Genomic DNA, 21,593 nt, shown 5'->3' with positions numbered 1-21,593 from the left:
TCGCCGAAATTTTGGAGGTCAATGATGCATCGCAAATAGATGAGCGTAATCTAAAACTCTTACTACCACTACGCAACAGGCATCCGCCGTGTTCAAACATCTCAAAATCGGTCCCCGCCTCGCGATCTGCTTCGGTGCCGTCGTCGTGCTCATGCTCGCCATCGCCGCGATTTCGCTCAGCCGTCTGGGCGCTACCGCAGCCACGATCGCCCAGGCCACCGCCATCCGCGAGAACCAGCTGGCGCCCTTGTACGACATCCGCGAATCGCTGGCCCAGACCGGCATCTCCGCACGCAACGCCTTCGTCATCGGCGACGACCAGCAGGCCCAGGCCGAACTTGTGCTGGTGGAGCAGTACCGCGAGCGCTACCTGCAGCGCCTGCAGGCCCTTGATGCCCAGCTGGGCAGCCGGGCCGATTTCATCAAGGCGCGAGACGGCCTGCGCCAGATGGCGAAGGAACTCGACCGCCCGCGCAAGTATCGCGAAGCGAAGGACATGCCGGGCTATGCCGCCTTCCTCGTCAACGAGTGCAGCCCCCTGCGCCGCCGCATCGTCGTCGACGTGAACGCGGTCATCAAGTCGATCGAGGCCGACATGGGCCACGCCAGCCGGACCGTGGATACCGTCACGGCCCAGTCCAACTGGATCGTGATCGCCATCTCGGCCGTCGCGGTAATGCTGGCGGCGCTGCTGGCGCTGCGGGTCACGCTGAGCATCACCCGTCCGATCGGACAAGCCTGCGCCTTCGCCGAAGCCGTCGAGTGCGGCAACCTGGCCGTGCGCCTCGATTCGGATTCGAAAGATGAACTCGGCTCCATGATGCGCACGCTGGACCGCATGCGGCTCGGCCTGGAACGCATCGTCCGCGAAGTACGGGATGGCGCGACCTCGATTTCGCAGGTTACCGGCGAGATCGAGGCCGGCAATACCGATTTGTCGCGCCGCACCGAAGCGCAGGCGTCTTCGCTGGAACAGACGACGGCTTCGATGGAGACGCTGACGAATACCGTGCGGAAGAATGCGGACGCGGCGCGCGCGGCGGGCAGCGCCGCGACCGCTGCTTCCTCGGTCGCCAGCGAAGGCGGCCAGGTGATGGGCGAAGTCATCGCCAGAATGCAAACCATCGACGCCGCCTCCGCCCGCATCGTCGATATCGTCGGCGTCATCGACGGCATCGCCTTCCAGACCAATATCCTGGCCCTGAATGCGGCCGTGGAAGCTGCCCGCGCCGGCGAACAGGGACGGGGCTTTGCCGTCGTCGCGAGCGAAGTGCGGACCCTGGCGCAACGCTCCGGCATCGCGGCGAAGGAAGTCAAGGCGTTGATCGCAGAATCCACCGCGGCCATCGCCTCCGGCTCGGCGCTGGTCGGCAAGGCTGGCCAGACCATGGATCACATCGTCGAGGACGTCACCCGCCTCGCCGCCACCATGCAGGACATGGGGAGCGCCAGCGAAAGCCAGGCGGTGCATGTCCGCGAGATCAACCAGGCCATGTCCCACGTGGACGGCCTGACCCAGCAGAACGCGGCGCTGGTGGAACAGGCCAGCGCGGCCGCGCACTCGCTGAACGAGCAATCGAAACGCCTGTCGGATCAGGTCGGCAAGTTCCGCACGTCGGAGAAAGCCGCTCCCGTGCTTGGTTTGGCGTAAGTTGAAGCGGCCCGCTCAGGCCCTGCGCCGGCGGCCGGCTGCCGCGAGGCCGGCCAGGCCCAGGCCCAGCAGGGCCAGCGCGCCCGGTTCCGGTACCGCGGTGCCGGTCCGTTCCAGCGACACGTTATCGATGAAGAAGGTGCCGCTGTTGAGGTCGGTCGCCAGGAAAAACGCTACGCGCGTGAGCTTGCCGGTCGCCGTGAAGCTGCCGCTCGATTGGGTGTAGTCGAGTGTGATCGGCACCCAGGTCACGTCGCTGAAGCCCTTGAAGCTGTAACCGATCTCATTACCGCGAAGGAAGTTGGCCTTGGAATCGAAGCGCAACTCGTAGATGCCGCCAGCGACGGTAGCGACGTCCTGGGAAAGCGAGGTGTAGCCGGTATTGTCGAAGCCGACCAGGGCCTTCCCAGGCTTGCCGCTGCTCTCTGTCGCGCAGTAGTCGGCGTCGCTGCACGTCCAGCCGCTCAAGCCCTGCTCAAAACCGCCGTTGACGATGAGGTTGGCGTGCGCACTGGCCATGGCGGTTGCCATGGCGAGGCCGGCGGCGATGTTGCGAAGAGTCCCGTTCATGTGTTCTCTGGTGTTATAGCGCAATAATTTATTTGAAGCAATTTTTATGCCTAACAAATATTTCATTAGGAATCAATTGCTTGGCCGAGGACGATCGTCAAAAATTTTCCCTATGTAAAAAATTTCGACAGTTGTAGTTCTAGGCTGACACCCCCTAGGGAACTTATCCGCTGCACCCCCTGCGCATGAGGCGTATGATGTCCCCTTGACGAACAGCACAAGGGAAAGCTCATGAACCAACGACGCTCCTTCCTCAAAAGCTCCGCCATGCTGGCTTCCGTGATCGGGGCGCCGGCAGTCATCAAATCCGCCAGGGCCGCCACCGTTCCGGGTACGGCGCCCCCGAACGAGCGCATCTTGCGCCTCTATAACACCCACACCGGCGAGAGCCTGCGCAGCATTTTCTGGGCGGAAGGCCAGTTCATTCCGGAAGCGCTGCAGGACATCAACAAGTTGCTGCGCGACCACCGCAATAACAAGATTTCGGCCATTGATCCGCAGCTGCTGGTCCTGCTCGACCGCATCAGCGCCCAGTACGGCAGCCATCCGACCTTGCACGTGATTTCGGGCTACCGTTCGCCGGAAACGAATGCGAAGCTGCACGAAAACACGAGCGGCGTGGCGAAACACAGCCTGCACATGGAAGGCAAGGCCATCGACGTCCGCGTGCCGGGCCAGGATATTGCCAAGCTGCACAAGATCGCGATGTCGCAAAAAGCGGGCGGGGTCGGCTATTACCCGGACTCGCAATTCGTCCACATGGACGTCGGCCGCGTCCGCCACTGGTAAGCCGCTCGACGATGCGGCGGCTGCGCGGCCTCCTGCCTGTCCTGCTCTGCTGTGCCTGGCCAGCAATGGCCCTGGCGCAGCAGGGGCAGACTCAGGCTTCGGCTGAACCGAAGCCACAAACCGTCACGGTGACGTCGACCCGCGATCCGGTCGACAAGTCCTATCGCAAGATGATCCGCGGCATGGAACGCTTCGAGCGCGAGCACGCGCTGGCGCCCCGGGCCAGCTTGCGCTTCCACCTGCTGCCGCGCACGCCCGGCGTGAACATGCACGGCATCACGCTGCGCGCGCTCGGCGACCACATCGCCCTGCCGATTGCTGTGGCGGACGACAACACCTTCACCCTGCCCCGCAACGAGCAGGCCCTGCGCGAAGACGCCGCCGTGATCGCCAACCGCAAGACCACCAGCATGACCTGGCGCGCCCAGGTCATCACGCCCGGCTTGCCTCCCGGTACGCGGCGCCTTGGCGACTTGCGGCTGGAATGCCTGGTCGGCATGGAGGCAGGCCTGGTGTCGAACAGTTCGCCGCTGTTCGGCTGGATCTCGAACGCCCTCACGACGCCGGAACAGGTCTGCAACAGCCCGGACGGCAATTTCCTGTTCTTTACGGAGCGCCCTGTCTTTTCGGTGATCCTGCGCGCCGGCGAGCGCAGCGAGATCCTGCCCTTCCGCATGCTCTACGCCGGCGGCGAGCAGACCCGCGAGATGCTGCCCTTCTGCGATTGCCAGGTCCTGCTCGACCGCACCTATTACGCGCCGATCTGGGACCGCAGCTGGCCGGACGATACCCTGGTCAGCTTCGAGTACATGGATGAGCCTTCGGCGGAGGTGAAGCCATGAGGCGCCTGCTCGCCCTATCCGCCATGGCGCTCGCGCTGGCGGGCTGCGCCACCGGCTCGAACGAACCCGGCAAGATCGTCGCCGAGGATCGCTTTGCCCAGCTGGTCGTGCCCGGCCGCACCACCCGCGCCGAACTGCTGGCCGCCTTCGGCCCTACCAAGGCAGTCGGCTTCGACAGCGGCATGGAGGTCTGGCTGTACGAAGCCGATGCCGGCGGCGGCCGCCACACCGAGCTGGTGCTGCTGCTGGACCGCGCCGGCACCGTCCAGAAAATGCGCCGGCGGCCGCCCTACCCCACCGACAAGCCGCGCTGAATCGGCCATGTCCATACAGCCGGCCGACCTGAATCGGTGTACAGTTGAGCATCCTTATTTCTGGAAAGATCCGATGCGCGGGAGCGTAAAGACAATGCTGGCGCTGGCGGCGGCCATGACGGTGCAGCTGGCGGGGGCGCAGGAAGCCGCCCAGCCGGCGACTCAGCAGCTGAGCCCGGTGGAACAGCAGATCGTGGCCGAAATCCACGCCCACGCCCCGCAAGCCCTGGAGCTGCTCCGGCAAAGCGTCCTCATCAACAGCGGCACGATGAACCACGCGGGCGTGCGCGCCGTCGGCAAGCTGTTCCGCGACCAGTTCGACGAGCTCGGCTTCAAGACCCGCTGGATCGATCTACCGCCCGAGATGCAGCGCGCCGGCCACCTGCTGGCCGAGCTCCCCGCGAATCGCGACAGCCGCGGAAAACGGCTGATGCTGCTCGGCCACCTCGACACCGTCTTCGAGCCGGGCAATACGACCCCGGCCTGGGAACCGCAGCCTGAAGCCGACGGCAGCGTCCGCCGCATCAAGGGCCAGGGCGTATCCGACATGAAGGGCGGCGACGTCGTCATCGTCGAAGCCCTGCGCGCGCTGAAGCGGGTGGGCGCGCTCGAGGGCAGGCGCATCGCCGTCATGCTCACCGGCGACGAGGAAGAAGCCGGCAATCCGAAAACCATCTCGCGCGGCGACATGGTCCAGCTGGCCAAGCGCAGCGACGTCGCCCTCAGCTTCGAAGGCAGCATCACCAACAAGGACGGCATGGCGGCCGCCACCGTGGGCCGCCGCTCGACCGCCTTCTTCGAGCTGGAAGTCAAGGGACGCCAAGCGCACTCGATGGGCGTGTTCGGCCCGGGCGGCTATGGCGCCGTCTACGAGGCGGCGCGCATTCTCGACGCCTTCCGCCAGCAGGTGGTGGAACCGGGGCTGACCTTCAACCCTGGCGTGATCCTGGGCGGCACCGAAGTCTCCTTCGACGACGAACACTCGCGCGGCACCGCCTTCGGCAAGACCAACGTCATCGCGAACACCGTCACCGTGAAAGGCGACCTGCGCTACCTGGACTACGCCCAGCGCGACCGCGCCCAGGCGCGCATGCGCGAGATCGTCAGCCAGAGCCTGCCCGGCGCCAGCGCCAGCATCGCTTTCCGGGATTCCTACCCGCCGATGGCGGTCACGCCCGGCAACCTGAAGGTGCTGGAACAATATTCGCGCGCCAGCCAGGACGCCGGCCTGGGACCGATCGGCGCGGTGCCGCCAGAGTCGCGCGGCGCCGGCGACATCCAGTTCGTCGCGCCCTTCATCGACAGCCTCGACGGCCTGGGCGCCAGCGGCGGCGGCGCGCATTCGCCGAACGAAAGCCTGGAAGTGGCATCCATCGAGCGCAGCGCGATCCGTGCAGCACTTTTGATCTACCGCCTGACCCGCCAAGACTGAGACTTTATTTTTATCGCATGGCACGCTTACATTTAGATTTTCCCGAAGACCAGTACTACTACACGAGCCTGCTGACGGTGCGCGTCACCGACATCAATGCCGCCAACCACCTCGGCAACGATTCGATGATCTCGATGATCTCCGAGGCGCGCGCCCGCTTCCTGTTCGAGTTCGGCGTCCCCGAAACCGAGCGCGACGGCACCGGCATCATCGTCACCGACCTGGCCACCACCTACCGCGCCGAAGCGCATGCGCGCGACCAGCTGCTGTTCGAAGTCGGCGTCATGGACTTCAACAAGTACGGCGGCGACATCATCTTCCGCATCAGCCGCCCGAAGGACAAGAAACTGGTGGCCATGGCCAAGCAGGGCTTCGTCTTCTTCAATTACAAGACCAGTCAGGTCGTGGCCATGTCTGAAGACTTCCGCAATAAATTCGACCGCGTGAACTGGATCGATTAAAAAGATTCAAAAATAGCTGGAACTTTTTTAGTTCCTGGGCGGAATATGGGTAAATACCGATACCCATGAACACGACCGCCACTACCAACGACACCGACCTGCTGCGCGCCATGCGCGGCGGCGCTGCGGACGCCTTCTCGGCGCTCTACCGGCGCCACCAGGGTCCGCTGTACCGTTTTGCGCTCTTGCGCTGCGGCTCGGACGCCACCGCCGCCGACGTGGTGCAGGAAGCCTTCATGGGCCTGCTGACCGAACGCTTCCGCTTCGATCCGCTGCGCGGCCCGCTGCAGGCCTTCCTGTTCGGCGTGGCGCGCAACCTGATCCTGAAGCTGGAGGAAGGCCGCCAGCGCCACGTGGCCCTGCCCGCGATCGAGGCCGCGCAGGACGGCGACGACGATGCCGAACTGGATCTGCCAATGGATGACGGCGGCCCGCTGGCGCGCGTGCTGGACAACGAGGCCGCCGAGCAGGTGCGGCGCGCCCTGGCCCACCTGGCGCCGCATTACCGCGACGTCGTCATCCTGTACGAAATGCACGAACTTTCCTACGCCGAGATCGCCGGCATCTGCCAGGTCGACATCGGCACCGTGCGCTCGCGCCTGTCGCGCGGCCGCGCAGCCCTGGCCAGGCGCCTGGCCGGATGGCGCACCGCGCCCGACCTGGCGCAAGCATGAGAAGGATCCGCACCATGGACAACCGAGACCCGACCGACCCGCTGTTCGACGCCCTGCGCGCCGAGATGGCGAAGCTGGACGCCCCGCGCGGCGTCGAGAAAGAGCTGCTGCAGGCTTTTGCCCGCCAGTTTCCGCAAAAGAAGCGCTGGTACCGGACGCTGGCACTCAAGCGCTGGGCCCTGGCCGGCGGCCTCTCGACGGCGGTCACGGCCCTCACCGTATTCGGCCTGGTGCTGCATAACCCGCGTCTGATCGCCGATCCGGACGCCGGCAGCCGCGCCCTGGTGTCGCGCGACGGTGGCGGCGGCCTGTTCATCGCCCTCGAATCGCCCGAGCGCATCGAAAGCGAACCGGCGCCGCGCGTGGTCGAAACCGAAGTATCCCGCAGCAGCCTTGCGTCGCTGGGGATCCCCCTCACGCCGGAAAACGCCGGCGATACCGTCAAGGCCGAGATGCTGCTCGGCGCCGACGGCCAGCCGCTGGCCGTGCGACTGACTTCCATCAATTAAACAGAGGATGCCATGAAGACCAACCAACTGATGATTGCCGCACTGCTGGCCAGCCTGGCCTTCCCTGCCCTGGCCGAGGAAGGCCCCACCGACGATCCGCGCGCCGCGACCTTCAAGGTCCAGGCCGACAAGTTCGTGCGCGTCGGCGACAGCTTCAGCGCGGTCGGCCCGGCCACGTTCACCCTCTTCCGCGGACCGCATGAGCGCTCGATCAAGAACGCCCCGTACAGCGCGCAAATGGTGTCGGAACGCCAGCAGAATCTGTCGGACGGCAACCAGATCGTCGAGCAGCACACGACCATGTTCTACCGCGACAGCGCCGGCCGCACTCGCCAGGAAATCCGCGACGGCAAGGGCGAGCTGAAGGTCATCAAGATCGAGGATCCGGCCGGCAGTTCCTGGATCCTGAACCCGAAAGACCATACCGCGATGAAGATGGGACTGAGCCCGGAAGCCCGCCGCGCCGTGGCCGAAACGGCCCGCAAGGCGGCCGAGGCAGGCCGCAAGGCAAGCGAAGAAGCGCGCAAGGCCGGCGAGGCGGCGCGCGCCCAGATCGAACGGATGCGCAAGGACGGCACCCTGCCGAGCGTCGAACGCCGCAAGCTCGAGGACGGCAGCGAAGAGATCATCGTCAGGCGCGTCGCCCGCGTCAATGCCGAAACCCGCGAGCACATCCGCGAAAACGTGCGCGTCCAGGTATCGAAGGCGCTGGAAGAAAACAGCGCGGCCCTGCGCGACGTGCAGGTGCGCCTGGCGCCGCTCACCGCCGGCGCCTTCGGCGACATGAAATGGGCGAAGAACGCCACCACCAAGGATCTCGGCAGCCGCGACTTCAACGGCGTCAAGGCGGAAGGCAAACTGCGCAGCTACGAGATCCCGGCCGGCGAGATCGGCAACCGCAACCCCATCGTGGTCGCGGACGAGACCTGGTATGCGCCGGACCTGCAGGTCACCGTCTATACCAGGCACAGCGACCCGCGCAGCGGCGACACCGTGCTGCGCCTGGACAATCTGAAACGCGAGGAACCGGCGGCCAGCCTGTTCACAGTGCCGTCCGACTACACGGTCAAGGATCCGCTGACCAGGCAGTAATTCCCTTCAGCGGCTGGCCTGGAGCGACGGCTGCGGGAAGCTGCGCTCGAACCAGTCGTCGATCATTGTCTTTTCATAGCGCAGCGGCACATTGTCCCAGTAGCGCGGCCGGTGCTGCAGGTAGTGCGGATCCAGCAGTGTGACGACGCCGCTGTAGACCACCTGATTGTCCTGCTGCAGGGAATAGCGCATCGTCACGCTCGGCCCATCGGAAGCAAGGTTGCCGAGGATGCGCGCGTCTTTGCCCCGAAGGACGCCAGGGATCAGGTGCCCGGCCAGGTCGAGGTCGAGCACCTCGATGCGCAGGTCCTGTCCCGGCGCCAGCTTGTGGCCCAGCTTCACGAAATGCCGGCTCAGGTCCTTCAGCAGGTCCTCGCGGTCCGCCTCCAGGCGCGGCAGGTCGGGATACTGTTCCAGCGCCACGTAATTCACGGTCACGGCGGCGCCGGCGCTGCCGGCAGCCAGTCCAAACAAGGCTGCCAATGCTGCTTTATGCATCATGGATCTCATCTTGTTATCCTCTCTCGAAGTTGACTGCCCTGTTCAATATACGCCGGTCAGCGCGCCCGTATGTATCGAAATGTTGGTGCTTAAACAAAAACGCCGGCAGAGAAGCCGGCGCGGGATCGGTGCAGCGATGCAGGGTCTTCAGCGGCGATCGCCCCTCGGCAGCGGAGCGATGTTCTTTTCGAACCACCGGTCGATCATCTGCTTTTCATAGCGCTGCGGCTGGTCTTCGGAATAGCGGCTTACCTTGGCCATGTAGTCCATGTCCGAAAGCTGGGCTTCGCCGCTTTTGAGCACCTGGCCGTTCGCCTCCACCGCGTAGCGCAGGCGCATGCGCGGCCAGTCGGCGCCGCCGCGCATCACGCGCACGTCGCGCACGGCGCGGGCGCTCGGCTCCTCGCGGCCGGCCAGGTCGATGTCGAGCACCTCGATGCGCAGGTCCTGGCCCGGCGGCAGCGCCGTGCCCAGCCAGGTGAAGTGGTCGGTCAGGTCGTTCATCAGGTTGTCGCGCTCGCCGCTGTCGCGCGGCACGTCGGCATACTTGTCCGGCGCCGTGTAAGTGACCGTCACGGCCGCGGCGGCGCTGCCGGCCGCCAGGGCGAACACCCCTGCCAGCGCCAGCTGTTGCAGAATCGCTTTCATATTCTTCCTCTTAGCGGCGGATGTTGCGCGGCAGCGGCCCGATGGTCTTCTCGAACCACTCATCGATCATCTGCTTTTCATAGCGCAGCGCTTCGCCGTCGAAGTAGCGGTTGGTGTGATCGAGATAGCTCATGTCGCTCAGGCGCGCCTCGCCCCTTTTCAGCACCTGGCCATTCTGTTCGACGGCATAGCGCAGCTCGATGCGCGGCCAGTCCGCCCGTCCGCTCAGGACGCGCAGGTCGCGGCCCGCCCGTGCGTTCGGGATCAGGCGCCCGGCCAGGTCGATGTCGGTGACCTCGATGCGCAGGTCCTGGCCCGGCGGCAGGCTGTCGCCCAGCTTCGTGAAGTGCTCGGTCAGTTGCTTCAGGGTTTCCTCGCGGTCCCAGGGCACGAAGGGCAGGTCTATGAATTTGTCGGGCTGTACGTAGGTCACCGTGGTGGCGGCGCCGGCGCTGCCCGCCGCCAGCGCGAACATGCCTGCCAGGACCATCTTCTGCATCAGCGATTTCATCGTCTTATCCTCTCGTGGTTTTATATTCTATCCATGAATATACGCTTCATATAGCGCCTGTGTCCGTCAGTTTCCATCATCACTTTGTAATGGATTGTTAGTGTGCGCACATCGGCCGCAGGCTCTTCCGCCGGAGAATGGCAGCGAAGGGAGACCGCCGTGCCGGAAGGACCATCGCTCTATATTCTGAAGGAACAGACTGCCCGCTTCGTCGGCCAGACCATCGTGCGCGCCGAGGGCAATACCTGGGCCATCGATACCTCGCGCCTGATCGGCCAGCCGGTGGTGGCGCTGCGCACCTGGGGCAAGCAGTTCTTCATCCAGATGCCGACCATGGCGGTGCGCATCCACATGCTGCTGTTCGGCACCTACCGCATCGACGAAGAGCGCGACAAGCCGCCGCGCCTGTCGCTGCATTTTGCCGACGGCAGCTTCCTGAATTTCTATGCCTGTTCGGTGAAGGAGGTCGACTGCGAGCTCGACGCCCTCTACGACTGGGAAGCGGACGTCATGTCCGACATCTGGAACCCTGCAAAGGCCAGAAAGAAGCTGCGCGCAGAATCAAAGAAAAACGCGGACATGCTGGTCTGCGACGCCCTGCTCGACCAGGACATCTTTTCCGGGGTCGGCAACATCATCAAGAACGAGGTGCTGTTCCGCATCCGCCTGCACCCGCTGTCCACGGTCGGCGCCCTGCCGCCCGCCAAGCTGCGCGCCCTGGTCGAACAGGCGCGCGCGTACAGCTTCGACTTCCTGGCCTGGAAAAAGGAATGGACCCTCAAGCAGCACTGGCTGGCGCACGCCAAGAAGATCTGCCCGCGCTGCCATATCCCCTTCCACAAGGCCAATCTCGGCAAGTCCAACCGCCGCAGCTTCTGGTGCGAGCGCTGCCAAAAGCGCTACGGCTGAACCATTGCGGCCGCAATCGTTTTGAGCCTGCAAATACTATCAAATCATCACGTTGCGGCATTGTGACTTTTTACGTGGTCAATTCAATATTTCCTGTTGTTAATGGGTACTGCTCATACTACAATCGATTTCCAGTAATACTGCTTTAGCGCAAGATTCGTTCTTTTTTCTGCCGTCATCACGATACTGGACATTGTCATGTCATTCCTGTCTGCCGCCACGCCCAAGCTTGCTCCCTGGAAGGTGCTGCTCGTCGACGACGAGCCGGATATCCACGACATCACGAAGCTGACCCTGTCGCGCTTCCGCCTGGACGGCCGCGGCCTGAGCTTCGTGCACGCCTACAGCGGCGCCGAGGCCAAGGAAGTGCTGGCGAGAGAAAAGGACATCGCCCTGGTGTTCCTGGACGTGGTGATGGAGCGCGAGGACAGCGGCCTGGAAGTGGCGCGCTGGATGCGCCAGGAGCTGGACAACCAGTTCACCCGCATCGTGCTGCGCACTGGCCAGCCTGGCCAGGCGCCGGAAGAACGCGTGATCGTCGACTACGACATCAACGACTACAAGGAAAAGACGGAGCTGGACCGCACCAAGCTGTTCACCACCACCTTCGCCGCCCTGCGCGCCTACCGCGACATCATGAAGGTCGAAGACGCGCGCCGCGTGCAGCTGACCTACCGCGAAGGCCTGGAGCGCGTGATCGCGGCCTCGGCCCACATTTTCCAGCAGCGCAACCTGAAGGACTTCGCCAGCGGCCTGCTGCAGCAGGTCGTGGCCCTGCTGCGCCTCGAGCAGAGCATGCTGCTGCGCGTGGCCGGCGCCAGCCTCATCACCGGCGAGAGCCGCTACGAGATCCTGGCCCGCATCGGCGAGATGGGCGAAAACGACATCGGCCCGGAACTGGTGGCCCAGCTCGACGAGGCGCGCCACAACCGCATCTCCAAGCTGCACGGCGACACCTATGTCGGCTACTTCCCGAACAACAGCGGCAAGGCGTCGCTGCTGGTGCTGAAAGGCGTCGAGGAAATTTCCGAGATCGATGTCCAGCTGCTCGACGTGTTCTGCTCGGGCGTGGCGATCGCCTTCGACAACATCCTGCTGAACCAGGAAATCACCGATACCCAGGCCGAGCTGATCCTGCGCCTCGGCGACGTGGTCGAATCGCGCTCGAACGAAGCCGGCAACCACGTGCGCCGCATGGCCCAGGTCTGCCACCTGCTGGCCCAGGAATCCGGCATGTCCGACGACGAAACCGCGGTCCTGATGCACGCGGCGCCGATGCACGACATCGGCAAGATCGCGACCCCGGACGCGGTGCTGCTCAAGCCTGGCCGCCTCACGCCCGAGGAATGGGAAATCATGAAGCAGCACCCGACCGTCGGCCTGCAGATCCTGGACGGCTCGCAGCGTCCGATCCTGAAGGCGGCGGCCGTGATCGCCCACCAGCACCACGAGAAGTGGGACGGCAGCGGCTATCCGCAAGGCCTGAAGGCCGAGCAGATCCACCCGTATGCGCGCATCGTGGCGGTGGCCGACGTGTTCGACGCCCTGACCCACGAGCGCTGCTACAAGCAGGCCTGGCCGGTCGAACAGGTGCGCGACTACCTGCGCGAAGTGGCGGGCAAGCATCTCGACCCGAAATACGTCGACCTGCTCATCAAGAACATCGACAAGGCGGCCGAGATCAACCGCCTGTGGCCGGACTGAACACCGGCCAGGGCCTGGCGTTTGGCCAGGCCAGTTTGTCTGTCGGCCATACCGGCACAAACACATCATAGTCAGGTAGACTACGCGGCGCCGGTGCGCCTTGCCCGGACCTTACCGTGCTCCGATGCGCATCCGAACCCGACTGCTGATCCTCATTCTCGCCATCCTGGTGCCCGCCCTCGTGGCGGCAAGCCTGGCGGTCGGCTACGTCTACGTCGAAGAAAGACGCGCCCAGGAAAACAGCGTCAAGGAGACCACGCGCGCCTTCGCCCTGCTGGTGGCCAATGAACTGGAAGCGCACGAAGGCATGCTGCACGCGCTCGCCAGCTCGCCCGCCCTGGCCCAGGGTAACCTGGAAGAATTCTACAAGCACGCGAAAAGCCTGACGCCGACGCCGGAGACCACGCTCATCCTGATGGAGCCCGACGGCCGCCAGCTGCTGAATACGCGCGTGCCGCTGGGTAAGCCCTTGCCGGCGCGGCGCTTTTCGAACATCGGCGCCCTGATGGAAACCTATGGCGCCGACCGCACCCTCGTCTCCGATCTGTTCAAGGCGCCCTTCGGCGGCCGCTACGACGTCGTCCTGCAGGTGCCGGTCCGTATCGACGGCAGCATCCGCTATTTCCTGGACATGGGGCTCAACGCCGCCAACCTGCAGGAGCTGATGGGCGGGCAGCGCTTCCCGGCCGAATGGCAAGCTTCCATCGTCGACCGCAGCGGCAAGGTGGTGGCACGCTCGCGCGACGCCGACCAGTACCGCGGACGTTCGGTGAGCGCCCTTGCCCTGCGCCATTTTGCCGCCAGCAGCGAAGGCGTGTTCACCAGCCGGAACCTGGCCGGCCTGCCGGTGCAGGCTTTCTACAGCACCGTGCCTGGCGCCGAGTGGAAGGTCATCCTCACCATCCCGTCCGCGGAAATCCGGCGCGTGCCGCAGCATGCGGCCATGTTCCTGGCCGCGATCATGGCCGCGCTGCTGGTGCTGGCCGTGCTGCTGGCCCGCCATTTCGGCCGCCGCGCCATCGCCCCCATCGAGTACCTGAGCCGCGGCGCCGAAGACCTGGGCCAGGGCCGCGAAGTGGCCTATGCGCCGCAGGAGATCGCCGAGATCGACGCAGTGGCGCGCCGCATGGCCGAGGCCAGCCGCCAGATCCGCGCCTCGCAGGCCGAGCTGGAGCAGCGCGTGAAGGAGGCGGTCGAGGCCAGCGAGCGCGCGCAGGCCGCCCTGATGCGCGGCCAGAAGATGGAAGCGCTGGGCCGCCTGACCGGCGGCATCGCCCACGAATTCAACAACCTGCTGCAGACCCTGACCACGGCCCTGCAGCTGGCCGCGCTCACCTCCACGCAGCCCAAGGTGCAGAACCTGATCGACACCTGCAAGCGCACCATCGCCCGCGCCACCGCCCTCACCGGCCAGCTCGGCTCCTTCGGCCGGGTGCAGGACGCCAAGCTGCTGACGGTGGCGCCCTGCGAACAGCTGCGCAACTCCATCCAGTTGATCAGGAACGTGCTGCGGCAGGGGATCGCGCTCGAGCTGCAGTGCGAGGACGACCTGTGGCCGGTGACGGTCGACCCGCTGCAGTTCGACCTCGCCCTGCTCAACCTGGCGATCAATGCGCGCGACGCCATGCCGGCGGGCGGCAGTCTCACCATCGCGGCCCGCAACTGCACGCTGGAGCCGACCCGTGAGCGCAGCGGCGGCGACTACGTGCTGGTGACGGTGAGCGACACCGGGACCGGCATGCCGCAGGAGGTGCTGGCGCGCGCCCTCGATCCCTTCTTCACCACCAAGGAAGCCGGCAAAGGCAGCGGACTGGGACTGGCCCAGGCCTATGCCTTCGCCACCCAGTCGCAGGGTTCGCTGGCGCTGTCCAGCACGCCCGGCGAGGGCACCCGGGTCGAACTCTGGCTGCCGCGCTCGACCCTGCCCCTGTCACCCGTGCCGGGCCGCGGCGGACCGGCCGAGTCGCTGCAGGCCAGCGGCCGCATCCTGTTCGTCGAGGACGACGAACTGGTGCGCGAGGCGGTGGTGCAGGGACTGGAGGAAGCGGGCTTCGAAGTGCTGGTGGCGGCCAACGGCGAGCGCGCGCTGGCGATGATCGAGGCGGGACTGGACGTCGACGTCGCTTTCTCCGACATCGTCATGCCGGGCCGGATCAGCGGCATCGACCTGGCCGGCATCCTGCGCGAACGCCGCCCCGGCCTGCCGGTGGTGCTGGCCACCGGCTATACCGACCAGCGCGCCAAGGTACCGGGGGTGCAGGTGCTGGCCAAGCCCTACGAGATCGACCAGCTGGTGGAACTGCTGGCGCGCCTTAAAAGCTGAAGCTTAAAGGCTGAGGCGCACGCGCTCGCCGCCGACCGCCACCGTGCAGGTGGTGCCATGCAGCTTGCGTCCGCCGGCGGTCGAGCAATCCACGCTGACGCGCTTGCCCTCGTACGTGCCGGCGAATTCGCCATCGCCGCGGATCAGCGAGACTTGCTCATCGATGACCTTGTTCTCGTTGACGAAGATCTTGACGCTGGTGCTGTCGACCAGTTCGCCACGGATCTGGAGCTGGCCGTCGGCGCTGACATAGCGACTTTCGGTAGCAGGCGTGAGCGCGGCGCAGCCGGACAGAAGAAGAATGCCTGCGAAGGCACTGAATGCAAATTTATGTGACATTTTCCGTAGTTTTGGGTGTATTTTGTTGGTTTTATGGTCAGACACCGCACACTATACGGAATTACTTTGCGGAAAACTATCACCATCGAGGGGGTCGTGTTGTTATTTGGGTATTGTTAAAAGCCTGAAAGCAACACGATTACAATTGGCGTATGGAAACTGTTAGTTACCGGCGCCTGAAGTGTGAAATCTTGAACGTCATGCAGCCTTCAGGGTGGCCCGGCCTCGATCGCGGCTTCCCTGTAGAGTTCCTGCAGGCCGGCGTCTTCCAGATCCTCGAGCAGGCGGATCAGGGTCGTCGACACCGCCTTCATCGTGCTCAGCAGGCCGGCCAGCTCGGCCAGGGTCGCGCCCTGGCGCACCTGCTCGACGATGGCTTCGCCGATGCGGTGCACTTCGCGGTGCGGCGCGTCGATGGCGTGGTAGATGGGCGTGGCGCACAGGTGGCGGCCGTCGCCGAAATACCAGCGGCCCAGCGCGCAAAGGGTTACGCTCATCTCGGGAAAGCCGTCCGCCTTTCGCGTCGGACAGTTGCGCGGCAAGGTGGCGCGCTGGACCGCATAGCTGACCATCTGGCGCCGCCACTGCACGTGGTCGAGGATGGCCAGGTGGACCAGCCCGACCGGAAAGCTGTGGGCATTGCCGGCGTTGGCGCGGAAGGCGCGGAAGGCCTCCAGCGGCAGCGGCGGACTGACCAGGTAGCCCTGCACCAGCTTGCAGCCGCATTCGATCAGGAAGTCGCGCTGGGCCGGGATTTCGACGCCCTCCGCCACCACCTCCACGCCCATCTCGTGCCCGAGCCGGATCGCCGAGCGCACGATGGCCGCGTCCTTCGCCGAGCCGAGCATGCGCCCGACGATGCCCTGGTCCAGCTTGATGGTGGTGAAGGGCAGCTTGCTCAGTGTGTCGATGCTCGAATAGCCGGTCCCGAAGTCATCCATCGCCAGGCTGATGCCGGCATCGAGCAGGCCCTGGATGCGCGCCAGCAGGATGCCGCAGCACTGCAGCGCTTGCGTTTCCGTGACTTCGAGTTCGAGACTGCTTGCCAGCAGGCGGTGACTATGGATGGCGTCGAGCAGCATGCCGCAGAGCGCATCGTCTTCGAAGTCATCGACGCCGACGTTGAAGGACACGCGGATATCCGCCCCCAGCGCGCCTTCCATGTCGTGCATGAGCCGGGCCAGCAGTTGGCGGGTCAGCCGCCGCAGCAGGCCGGTTTCCTGCATCAGGGGGATGAACACGGCCGGTGACACCACGCTGCCGTCGCGCCTGCGCCAGCGCGCCAGCGCTTCGGCGCCGACGACGCGGTTGGTGATCAGCGAGGCTTTCGGCTGGTAGTAGAGGATGAACTCATGGTCCTGCAAGCCCTGGACCAGCTCGGCCTCGGTGATGGTTGGCATGACAAGGCTCCCATGGTGGCGGATAAGCCTTTATCCGCCTGCCAGTGCGCCGCGTCAAGCTGGGAGGATTGCGGGGTTCTCCGCGCGCCGGGCCTTGCGCGGAAAGCGCACGAAATACTGCAAGCCCTTGCCGGGGCTGCTCTCCACGTGCAGCGAACCGCCCAGCGAACCCGTGACCAGGTTGTACAGGATATGGGCGCCCAGGCCGCTGCCGCCGCTGCCGCGCTTGGTCGTGAAGAAGGGATCGAACAGTTTCGACAGGGTGTCCGCATCCATGCCGGCGCCGTCGTCGCCGTATTCGAAGGCGACCGTGTCTTCGTCCTCGAGGCGGGCGCGGATCGTGATGTTGCCGGGCTGGTCGCGCTCGAAGCCGTGCACCAGCGAGTTGACCACCATGTTGGTGAGGATCTGCGACACCGCGCCCGGGAAGCTGTCCACTTCCAGGTCGGCCGGGCAGTCGATCGCCACTTTTACCGGCCTGCCCTTCAGCTTGGGCTGCAGCGACAGCAGGATCTCGCCCACGTACTTGCACAGGTTGAAGTTGCGGATATTGTCCGAGGACTGGTCCACCGCCACCTGCTTGAAACTGCGCACCAGGCTTGCTGCGCGCTGGGTGTTGGTGGTCATGATGCGCAGCGACTGGTCGACCACGTCGAAGAAGCCGTTCAGGCTCTCCTCCGTCATCTCGCCGGCCGCCAGCTCTTCCTTGGTCAGCTTGAGTTCCTGCACCAGGTGGCTGGTGGCGGTCACGCAGATGCCCAGCGGGGTGTTGATCTCGTGGGCGACGCCGGCCACCATCTGGCCCAGCGAGGCGAGCTTTTCCTGGCGCACCAGTTCGGTCTGCGCTTCCTGCAGCTGGGTCAGGGCCTGGTTCAGGGCCGCGTTCTGCTTCTCCAGGCTTTCCTTGGCCTTGCGGATGGCGCGGTCCGCCTGCATGCGGGCGATTGCCACCGCCACGTGGCTGGCGATGAAGGCCAGCAGGTCGAGCTCGGTCTTGGTGTAGAGGACGGTCGGGTCGTAGCTCTGCACCACCATCACGCCATAGGCCTTGTCGTGCACCAGCATCGGCGCGCCGATCCAGCTGGCGATCTGGGTATTGCCGAGCGGCTCCTTGACCTTGCCGGAAGCGGCCAGGCGCGCGAAGCTGCCGGCGTCGTGCAGCTGGGCCTGCCGGGTCTTGAGCACCCAGGAGCACATGCCGATCCCGAAGGGGAAGCGTTTATTCGGCGCCTCGCGGTCCTTTTCGTCGACGAAGTACGGGATGCTGATTTCGCCGGTGTCCGGATGGGTCAGCGCGATCAGGAAATTCTTCGCCTCCATCAGCTCGCCGATGATGCGGTGCAGGCTGGCGGCCAGCTCGTCGGTGCCCTGGGCGGAAGCGGACAGGTCGGCGATCTGGTACAGCGCGTGCTGGACCTGCTCGGCGCGGCGGCGCTCGGCCACTTCGCGCGCCAGGGCCGCGGTGCGTTCCTGCACGGCGCGCTCCAGGCGGTCCATGCTCTGCAGGCCCTGCAGGGCGTTGGAAACGTGGTTGGCGATCAGGGCGAACAGCGCCTGGTCTTCTTCGCTATAGGTGTGTTCGGGCAGGTAGCTCTGGATCACGATGGCGCCCAGCACCTCGTGCTGCTGGTCGAGCAGCGGGCAGCCCATCCAGTGCTCGGCGACGCTGCCGGTGCCCCAGGTACTGCCGTTCTCGCGCGCGCGTTCCTCGTCGGCGGTCATCGACAGCGGCTGCTTGTTGAGCATCACCCAGGCGGTCGGCGACTGCTCGGGCGAGGCCAGGCGCACGCGCTCGTCCGGGCTCGGGCCGTCGTCGACGGTATCGACGAAGTAGACGAAGCGCACGGTGCCATCCTCGCGCTCGGCCAGCGTGACGTAGAAGTTGTCCGCATACATGATGCGGCCCAGCGCGCGGTGCACGGCGCCGATGAACTCGGTGATGTCGGTGCAGCTGGCAGACAGGTGCCCAATGTCGAGCAGCATGGTCTGCACCGCTTCCAGGCGCGCAAGACGATTTTCCATCGATCCCCCTAAAACACGAAATAGTGCATTCGGGAAATATTAGCAGTTCGCGCGCCTGCCGGGAGGAAAGTGTGGCTTATTTGCGCCGATTTCAGCGCGGTGCGCGGAAATCGTTTTCCACCCAGGCCAGCGCCGAGGCCGGCGACAGCTTGAAGTCGGGCGCGACCCGCACCTGCGCCACCTGCTCGCCCATCTCGTCGATGGCGGCCAGCATGGCGTAGGGATTGTCCTCGTCCGGCACGATGTCGAGCGTGACCTTCAGCTCGCCGTCCGCGGTCGAGACCACGGTGCTCTTGTGCAGCTTTGCGTGCAGTGCCTGCTCGTGGCGGCGCAGCACTTCGTGCGCCGTTTTCACCAGCGTATTGAAGGCATTCACGTCGAGCGGCTTCGGGTTTTTCTTGTCGCGCCCCATGGTCCAGGGGCCGACCAGCGCCGGCTCGGCCTCGCCCTCCTTGTACATGGCAACGGCCCAGCCTTCGTCGTCTTCGTTCTTGATCACGCGCGCGGTCCAGCCGTTGTCCTGCCACAGGCGGGCTTCCTGGACAGGCGCGTCCTCGTCGTGCTGTTCTTGTGTTTCGTCGTTCATGGGATCCCATCTGGGGGCGTTTCGCCCAAAGACAAGATTTTACACCCGCCAATCGGGCCGGCGCGGCGGGACGATGGGCGGGCCGGGCGGATTGATGCGCGGATCGATCGCCGGATTCGGGATCTGTTTATTGAACGGGGTAATGATGATGGGCGGAATGGCCGGTGGCGCCGATGGCGGATTCTTGTGACCACCCCTGTCGAATCGGGCAAATTGCATCAGGTCCTCCTGCGACAGAGCAGGCTGTCAGTATAGACCTCATGAGCATCAATGCAAGGCTTGATTCCAGCCAATTTCTCTAACCGTTCGTCGGTCGTCCATGCACGCCCGCCCCCCGAAAAATGCAGCCTGTCGCAAGCCGATGGAGCGCCCCAGGCGATACAGATACATTGGAACCATGCCGACACGGACATAACATTCATTCAGAGAGGACCATCATGAAAAAGACCGCCTATTTCGTCATCGCATTCCTGTTCGCACTGCTGCTGTGGAACGTGTTCGCCTTCGGCGGCGACTCCGTCGTCAACATCGACGGCGATGAATTCGACGGTCCGCTCGGCGCCCTGATCGCGATGCTGTTCGCGGGCGGCGGCACCCTGATCGCGATGCTGGTCCTGCTGGTGGTGGGCGTGGTGCTGGCGGTGGTGTTCGCGGGCGTCGGCATCATCCTGATCGGCGGCCTGGGCATCGGCGCCGTGGTGCTGGCCCTGGCGATCTCGCCCCTGCTGCTGCCCCTGCTGCTGCCGCTGGCCCTGATCTGGTACATGGTGAGCCGCTCGCGCAAGAACCGCATGATGCGCGAGCACGCGGTGTGATCGGGTTTAAATCCCTTCGACCAATCGCATCGCGAACACGATCGGCAAACCCGCTGCGATCACCTTGCGCGCCGCCGCACCGTGATCGTAGGGGATCCTGAAATAGGTGATGCTTCTATCCTCGTCGTCGAACACCGCATAGCAGGCCGCGTTGTTCTGGTCGCGGGGCTGGCCGACGGCGCCGGGCAGGACGAGATACTGGTGCTGGGGCTGCAGGGCGATGCGCTGGCCGGCCTGCGGAACATGTGAACCCATGCGGCCATCGTCGGCGCGGCGGTACAAAGCCGGTGCGTGGACGTGGCCGGAAAAGACGATGCGGCTGCGGCTGGCCTTCAGCGAACGCTCGGCCTCCTCGACGCCGGTGACGTACTCCCAGCGGATCGGCTCCCAGGCGCTGGCGTGGACGAAACAAGCGTTGCCGTGCTTTTGCGTCAGCGGCAGGTCGGCCAGGAAGGCCATCTGCCCGGGGTCGAGCTGGCTGCGGGTCCACTCGATCACTTCCCTCGCCTCGGCATGCATTTGCGGGCGTACGGGCTCCCGGCTGGCCGGGCGAACCACCGAATAATCGTGGTTCCCCTGCACTGCCACTGCGCCGCGCCCCACGTAATCCATCACGGTCTTCACCACCCAGGCCGGGTCGGCGCCGTAGCCGACGAAATCCCCCGTGAAGGCGTACTGGTCGACCCGCTGGCCCTCCGCATGCGCCAGGCAGGCTTCGACGGCTTCGCGGTTCGCGTGCAGGTCGGTCAGCAGCGCGAGGCGCATGGCAGGATCAGCTTTCGATGCGCGCCTGGCGTTCGGCCGCGTACTGCTCGTAGCCGCGGGCGCGCAGCGCGCAGGCCGGGCAGGTGCCGCAGCCGTGGCCCCAGGCGTGGGCGGCGCCGCGCTCGCCCAGGTAGCAGGTATGGGTGTCGAAGCGGATCAGGTCGACCAGGGCCTGGCCGCCGCACTGCTCCGCCAGTTCCCAGGTCTGCTTCTTGTCGATCCACATCAGCGGGGTCTCGACCTTGGTGCGCGTGGCCATACCCAGGTTGAGGGCGACTTGCAGCGCCTTCATGGTGTCGTCGCGGCAATCCGGGTAGCCGGAGAAATCGGTCTCGCACATGCCGCCCACCAGCACGATCAGGCCGCGGCGGTAGGCCACGGTCGCCGCCACCATCATGAACAGCAGGTTGCGGCCGGGCACAAAAGTGTTCGGCAAGCCGTTTTCCTGCATCTGGATCTCGACATTGCTGGTCAGCGCCGTGTCCGAGATCTTCGAGATCAGGCCCAGGTCGATCATGTGGTCCTCGCCCAGGCGGCGGTCCCACTCAGGCGACAGGGCGCGCATCCTGGCCAGCACGGTCGGGCGCACTTCCAGCTCGATCGCATGGCGCTGGCCATAATCGAAGCCGATGGTTTCCACGCGTTCGTAGCGTTGCAGGGCCCAGGCGAGGCAGGTGGTGGAGTCTTGGCCGCCGCTGAACAGGACGAGCGCGGAATCAGCTTGATGCATGTTGAT

Annotated in this window: 24 protein-coding genes; 13 read left to right on the top strand and 11 right to left on the bottom strand. The window is 65.2% G+C overall.

Annotated features, from left to right (window positions below; all coding sequences use genetic code 11):
• Positions 1 to 88 precede the first annotated feature (88 nt).
• Complete coding sequence (locus LQV39_RS09725) at positions 89 to 1,651, top strand: methyl-accepting chemotaxis protein (protein ID WP_230024802.1); 1,563 nt, start codon at positions 89 to 91, stop codon at positions 1,649 to 1,651.
• Between the two features lie 15 nt (positions 1,652 to 1,666).
• Here LQV39_RS09725 and LQV39_RS09720 read toward each other — a convergent pair whose 3' ends face one another.
• Complete coding sequence (locus tag LQV39_RS09720) at positions 1,667 to 2,221, bottom strand: PEP-CTERM sorting domain-containing protein (protein WP_230024800.1); 555 nt, start codon at positions 2,219 to 2,221, stop codon at positions 1,667 to 1,669.
• Between the two features lie 231 nt (positions 2,222 to 2,452).
• Between LQV39_RS09720 and LQV39_RS09715 the strand changes: the two genes are divergently transcribed.
• The 8 genes from LQV39_RS09715 (at position 2,453) to LQV39_RS09680 (ending at position 8,334) form a co-directional block, all read left to right on the top strand.
• Positions 2,453 to 3,010 carry a DUF882 domain-containing protein gene (locus tag LQV39_RS09715; protein WP_230024795.1) on the top strand — a complete coding sequence of 186 codons (558 nt, stop codon included), beginning with the start codon at positions 2,453 to 2,455 and terminating at the stop codon, positions 3,008 to 3,010.
• Positions 3,011 to 3,138: 128 nt separating this feature from the next.
• Complete coding sequence (locus LQV39_RS09710; RefSeq protein WP_230024788.1) at positions 3,139 to 3,852, top strand: hypothetical protein; 714 nt, start codon at positions 3,139 to 3,141, stop codon at positions 3,850 to 3,852.
• Positions 3,849 to 4,166 carry a hypothetical protein gene (locus LQV39_RS09705; protein ID WP_230024781.1) on the top strand — a complete coding sequence of 106 codons (318 nt, stop codon included), beginning with the start codon at positions 3,849 to 3,851 and terminating at the stop codon, positions 4,164 to 4,166. Before LQV39_RS09710 ends, LQV39_RS09705 begins: the two co-directional genes overlap by 4 nt.
• Before the next feature lie 73 nt (positions 4,167 to 4,239).
• Complete coding sequence (locus LQV39_RS09700) at positions 4,240 to 5,598, top strand: M20/M25/M40 family metallo-hydrolase (RefSeq protein ID WP_230024774.1); 1,359 nt, start codon at positions 4,240 to 4,242, stop codon at positions 5,596 to 5,598.
• A 17-nt stretch (positions 5,599 to 5,615) separates the two neighbouring features.
• Complete coding sequence (locus LQV39_RS09695; protein WP_230024767.1) at positions 5,616 to 6,059, top strand: thioesterase family protein; 444 nt, start codon at positions 5,616 to 5,618, stop codon at positions 6,057 to 6,059.
• Between the two features lie 65 nt (positions 6,060 to 6,124).
• On the top strand, positions 6,125 to 6,733 hold the full coding sequence (locus LQV39_RS09690) for an RNA polymerase sigma factor (RefSeq protein ID WP_230024761.1): 609 nt from the start codon (positions 6,125 to 6,127) through the stop codon (positions 6,731 to 6,733).
• A gap of 14 nt (positions 6,734 to 6,747) precedes the next feature.
• Positions 6,748 to 7,242, top strand: a complete 495-nt coding sequence (locus tag LQV39_RS09685; RefSeq protein WP_230024754.1) for a hypothetical protein — start codon at positions 6,748 to 6,750, stop codon at positions 7,240 to 7,242.
• A 12-nt stretch (positions 7,243 to 7,254) separates the two neighbouring features.
• On the top strand, positions 7,255 to 8,334 hold the full coding sequence (locus LQV39_RS09680) for a hypothetical protein (protein ID WP_230024747.1): 1,080 nt from the start codon (positions 7,255 to 7,257) through the stop codon (positions 8,332 to 8,334).
• Positions 8,335 to 8,340: 6 nt separating this feature from the next.
• Here the strand turns inward: LQV39_RS09680 and LQV39_RS09675 are convergent, their stop codons facing one another.
• The 3 genes from LQV39_RS09675 to LQV39_RS09665 form a co-directional block, all read right to left on the bottom strand.
• Complete coding sequence (locus LQV39_RS09675) at positions 8,341 to 8,844, bottom strand: DUF3016 domain-containing protein (protein WP_230024740.1); 504 nt, start codon at positions 8,842 to 8,844, stop codon at positions 8,341 to 8,343.
• A 138-nt stretch (positions 8,845 to 8,982) separates the two neighbouring features.
• Positions 8,983 to 9,483, bottom strand: coding sequence for a DUF3016 domain-containing protein (locus LQV39_RS09670; RefSeq protein ID WP_230024734.1), 501 nt, complete (start codon positions 9,481 to 9,483; stop codon positions 8,983 to 8,985).
• A gap of 10 nt (positions 9,484 to 9,493) precedes the next feature.
• Positions 9,494 to 9,994, bottom strand: a complete 501-nt coding sequence (locus tag LQV39_RS09665; protein WP_230024723.1) for a DUF3016 domain-containing protein — start codon at positions 9,992 to 9,994, stop codon at positions 9,494 to 9,496.
• Positions 9,995 to 10,153: 159 nt separating this feature from the next.
• On the opposite strand from LQV39_RS09665, the gene LQV39_RS09660 reads away from it, so the two are divergent.
• The 3 genes from LQV39_RS09660 (at position 10,154) to LQV39_RS09650 (ending at position 14,930) form a co-directional block, all read left to right on the top strand.
• Complete coding sequence (locus LQV39_RS09660; RefSeq protein WP_230024716.1) at positions 10,154 to 10,903, top strand: DNA-formamidopyrimidine glycosylase family protein; 750 nt, start codon at positions 10,154 to 10,156, stop codon at positions 10,901 to 10,903.
• A 198-nt stretch (positions 10,904 to 11,101) separates the two neighbouring features.
• Positions 11,102 to 12,607 carry an HD domain-containing phosphohydrolase gene (locus tag LQV39_RS09655; RefSeq protein ID WP_230024709.1) on the top strand — a complete coding sequence of 502 codons (1,506 nt, stop codon included), beginning with the start codon at positions 11,102 to 11,104 and terminating at the stop codon, positions 12,605 to 12,607.
• A 124-nt stretch (positions 12,608 to 12,731) separates the two neighbouring features.
• Positions 12,732 to 14,930, top strand: coding sequence for an ATP-binding protein (locus tag LQV39_RS09650; RefSeq protein ID WP_230024707.1), 2,199 nt, complete (start codon positions 12,732 to 12,734; stop codon positions 14,928 to 14,930).
• Positions 14,931 to 14,933: 3 nt separating this feature from the next.
• Here the strand turns inward: LQV39_RS09650 and LQV39_RS09645 are convergent, their stop codons facing one another.
• From LQV39_RS09645 to LQV39_RS09625, 5 genes are all read right to left on the bottom strand, one after another.
• A complete protein-coding gene (locus LQV39_RS09645; RefSeq protein ID WP_230024705.1) occupies positions 14,934 to 15,269 on the bottom strand; it encodes a hypothetical protein in 336 nt (111 codons plus the stop codon).
• A gap of 209 nt (positions 15,270 to 15,478) precedes the next feature.
• On the bottom strand, positions 15,479 to 16,669 hold the full coding sequence (locus tag LQV39_RS09640) for an EAL domain-containing protein (protein ID WP_230024703.1): 1,191 nt from the start codon (positions 16,667 to 16,669) through the stop codon (positions 15,479 to 15,481).
• Between the two features lie 54 nt (positions 16,670 to 16,723).
• Complete coding sequence (locus LQV39_RS09635) at positions 16,724 to 18,691, bottom strand: GAF domain-containing sensor histidine kinase (RefSeq protein ID WP_230024701.1); 1,968 nt, start codon at positions 18,689 to 18,691, stop codon at positions 16,724 to 16,726.
• 91 nt (positions 18,692 to 18,782) lie between these two features.
• The gene (locus LQV39_RS09630; RefSeq protein ID WP_230024700.1) at positions 18,783 to 19,277 is read right to left on the bottom strand and encodes a hypothetical protein; all 495 of its coding nucleotides are present in this window, start codon (positions 19,275 to 19,277) and stop codon (positions 18,783 to 18,785) included.
• Positions 19,278 to 19,316: 39 nt separating this feature from the next.
• Complete coding sequence (locus LQV39_RS09625; RefSeq protein WP_230024697.1) at positions 19,317 to 19,496, bottom strand: hypothetical protein; 180 nt, start codon at positions 19,494 to 19,496, stop codon at positions 19,317 to 19,319.
• 218 nt (positions 19,497 to 19,714) lie between these two features.
• Between LQV39_RS09625 and LQV39_RS09620 the strand changes: the two genes are divergently transcribed.
• Positions 19,715 to 20,092 (top strand): hypothetical protein, encoded by a 378-nt coding sequence (locus LQV39_RS09620; protein WP_230024695.1) that lies wholly within the window; start codon positions 19,715 to 19,717, stop codon positions 20,090 to 20,092.
• Positions 20,093 to 20,098: 6 nt separating this feature from the next.
• Here LQV39_RS09620 and LQV39_RS09615 read toward each other — a convergent pair whose 3' ends face one another.
• Both LQV39_RS09615 and queC read right to left on the bottom strand, forming a co-directional pair.
• The gene (locus LQV39_RS09615; RefSeq protein WP_230024693.1) at positions 20,099 to 20,857 is read right to left on the bottom strand and encodes a metallophosphoesterase; all 759 of its coding nucleotides are present in this window, start codon (positions 20,855 to 20,857) and stop codon (positions 20,099 to 20,101) included.
• A gap of 7 nt (positions 20,858 to 20,864) precedes the next feature.
• On the bottom strand, positions 20,865 to 21,587 hold the full coding sequence (gene queC, locus LQV39_RS09610) for a 7-cyano-7-deazaguanine synthase QueC (RefSeq protein ID WP_230024691.1): 723 nt from the start codon (positions 21,585 to 21,587) through the stop codon (positions 20,865 to 20,867).
• Positions 21,588 to 21,593: the final 6 nt, after the last annotated feature.

The organism is Massilia sp. Bi118 (genome assembly GCF_918697865.1).
In the GTDB taxonomy this organism is placed as follows: Bacteria; Pseudomonadota; Gammaproteobacteria; order Burkholderiales; family Burkholderiaceae_D; genus Telluria.
The sequence above is the reverse complement of the archived record's forward strand: the minus strand, read 5'-3'. Positions and strand labels throughout refer to the sequence as shown.

Excerpts from the sequence above, each read along its gene's own strand:
- LQV39_RS09720 (WP_230024800.1), bottom strand. The coding sequence starts at position 2,221 with ATGAACGGGACTCTTCGCAACATCGCCGCCGGCCTCGCCATGGCAACC.
- LQV39_RS09715 (WP_230024795.1), top strand. The coding sequence starts at position 2,453 with ATGAACCAACGACGCTCCTTCCTCAAAAGCTCCGCCATGCTGGCTTCC.
- LQV39_RS09705 (WP_230024781.1), top strand. The coding sequence starts at position 3,849 with ATGAGGCGCCTGCTCGCCCTATCCGCCATGGCGCTCGCGCTGGCGGGC.
- LQV39_RS09700 (WP_230024774.1), top strand. The coding sequence starts at position 4,240 with ATGCGCGGGAGCGTAAAGACAATGCTGGCGCTGGCGGCGGCCATGACG.
- LQV39_RS09695 (WP_230024767.1), top strand. The coding sequence starts at position 5,616 with ATGGCACGCTTACATTTAGATTTTCCCGAAGACCAGTACTACTACACG.
- LQV39_RS09690 (WP_230024761.1), top strand. The coding sequence starts at position 6,125 with ATGAACACGACCGCCACTACCAACGACACCGACCTGCTGCGCGCCATG.
- LQV39_RS09685 (WP_230024754.1), top strand. The coding sequence starts at position 6,748 with ATGGACAACCGAGACCCGACCGACCCGCTGTTCGACGCCCTGCGCGCC.
- LQV39_RS09680 (WP_230024747.1), top strand. The coding sequence starts at position 7,255 with ATGAAGACCAACCAACTGATGATTGCCGCACTGCTGGCCAGCCTGGCC.
- LQV39_RS09675 (WP_230024740.1), bottom strand. The coding sequence starts at position 8,844 with ATGAGATCCATGATGCATAAAGCAGCATTGGCAGCCTTGTTTGGACTG.
- LQV39_RS09670 (WP_230024734.1), bottom strand. The coding sequence starts at position 9,483 with ATGAAAGCGATTCTGCAACAGCTGGCGCTGGCAGGGGTGTTCGCCCTG.
- LQV39_RS09665 (WP_230024723.1), bottom strand. The coding sequence starts at position 9,994 with ATGAAATCGCTGATGCAGAAGATGGTCCTGGCAGGCATGTTCGCGCTG.
- LQV39_RS09655 (WP_230024709.1), top strand. The coding sequence starts at position 11,102 with ATGTCATTCCTGTCTGCCGCCACGCCCAAGCTTGCTCCCTGGAAGGTG.
- LQV39_RS09650 (WP_230024707.1), top strand. The coding sequence starts at position 12,732 with ATGCGCATCCGAACCCGACTGCTGATCCTCATTCTCGCCATCCTGGTG.
- LQV39_RS09645 (WP_230024705.1), bottom strand. The coding sequence starts at position 15,269 with ATGTCACATAAATTTGCATTCAGTGCCTTCGCAGGCATTCTTCTTCTG.
- LQV39_RS09640 (WP_230024703.1), bottom strand. The coding sequence starts at position 16,669 with ATGCCAACCATCACCGAGGCCGAGCTGGTCCAGGGCTTGCAGGACCAT.
- LQV39_RS09635 (WP_230024701.1), bottom strand. The coding sequence starts at position 18,691 with ATGGAAAATCGTCTTGCGCGCCTGGAAGCGGTGCAGACCATGCTGCTC.
- LQV39_RS09630 (WP_230024700.1), bottom strand. The coding sequence starts at position 19,277 with ATGAACGACGAAACACAAGAACAGCACGACGAGGACGCGCCTGTCCAG.
- LQV39_RS09625 (WP_230024697.1), bottom strand. The coding sequence starts at position 19,496 with ATGCAATTTGCCCGATTCGACAGGGGTGGTCACAAGAATCCGCCATCG.
- LQV39_RS09620 (WP_230024695.1), top strand. The coding sequence starts at position 19,715 with ATGAAAAAGACCGCCTATTTCGTCATCGCATTCCTGTTCGCACTGCTG.
- LQV39_RS09615 (WP_230024693.1), bottom strand. The coding sequence starts at position 20,857 with ATGCGCCTCGCGCTGCTGACCGACCTGCACGCGAACCGCGAAGCCGTC.
- queC (WP_230024691.1), bottom strand. The coding sequence starts at position 21,587 with ATGCATCAAGCTGATTCCGCGCTCGTCCTGTTCAGCGGCGGCCAAGAC.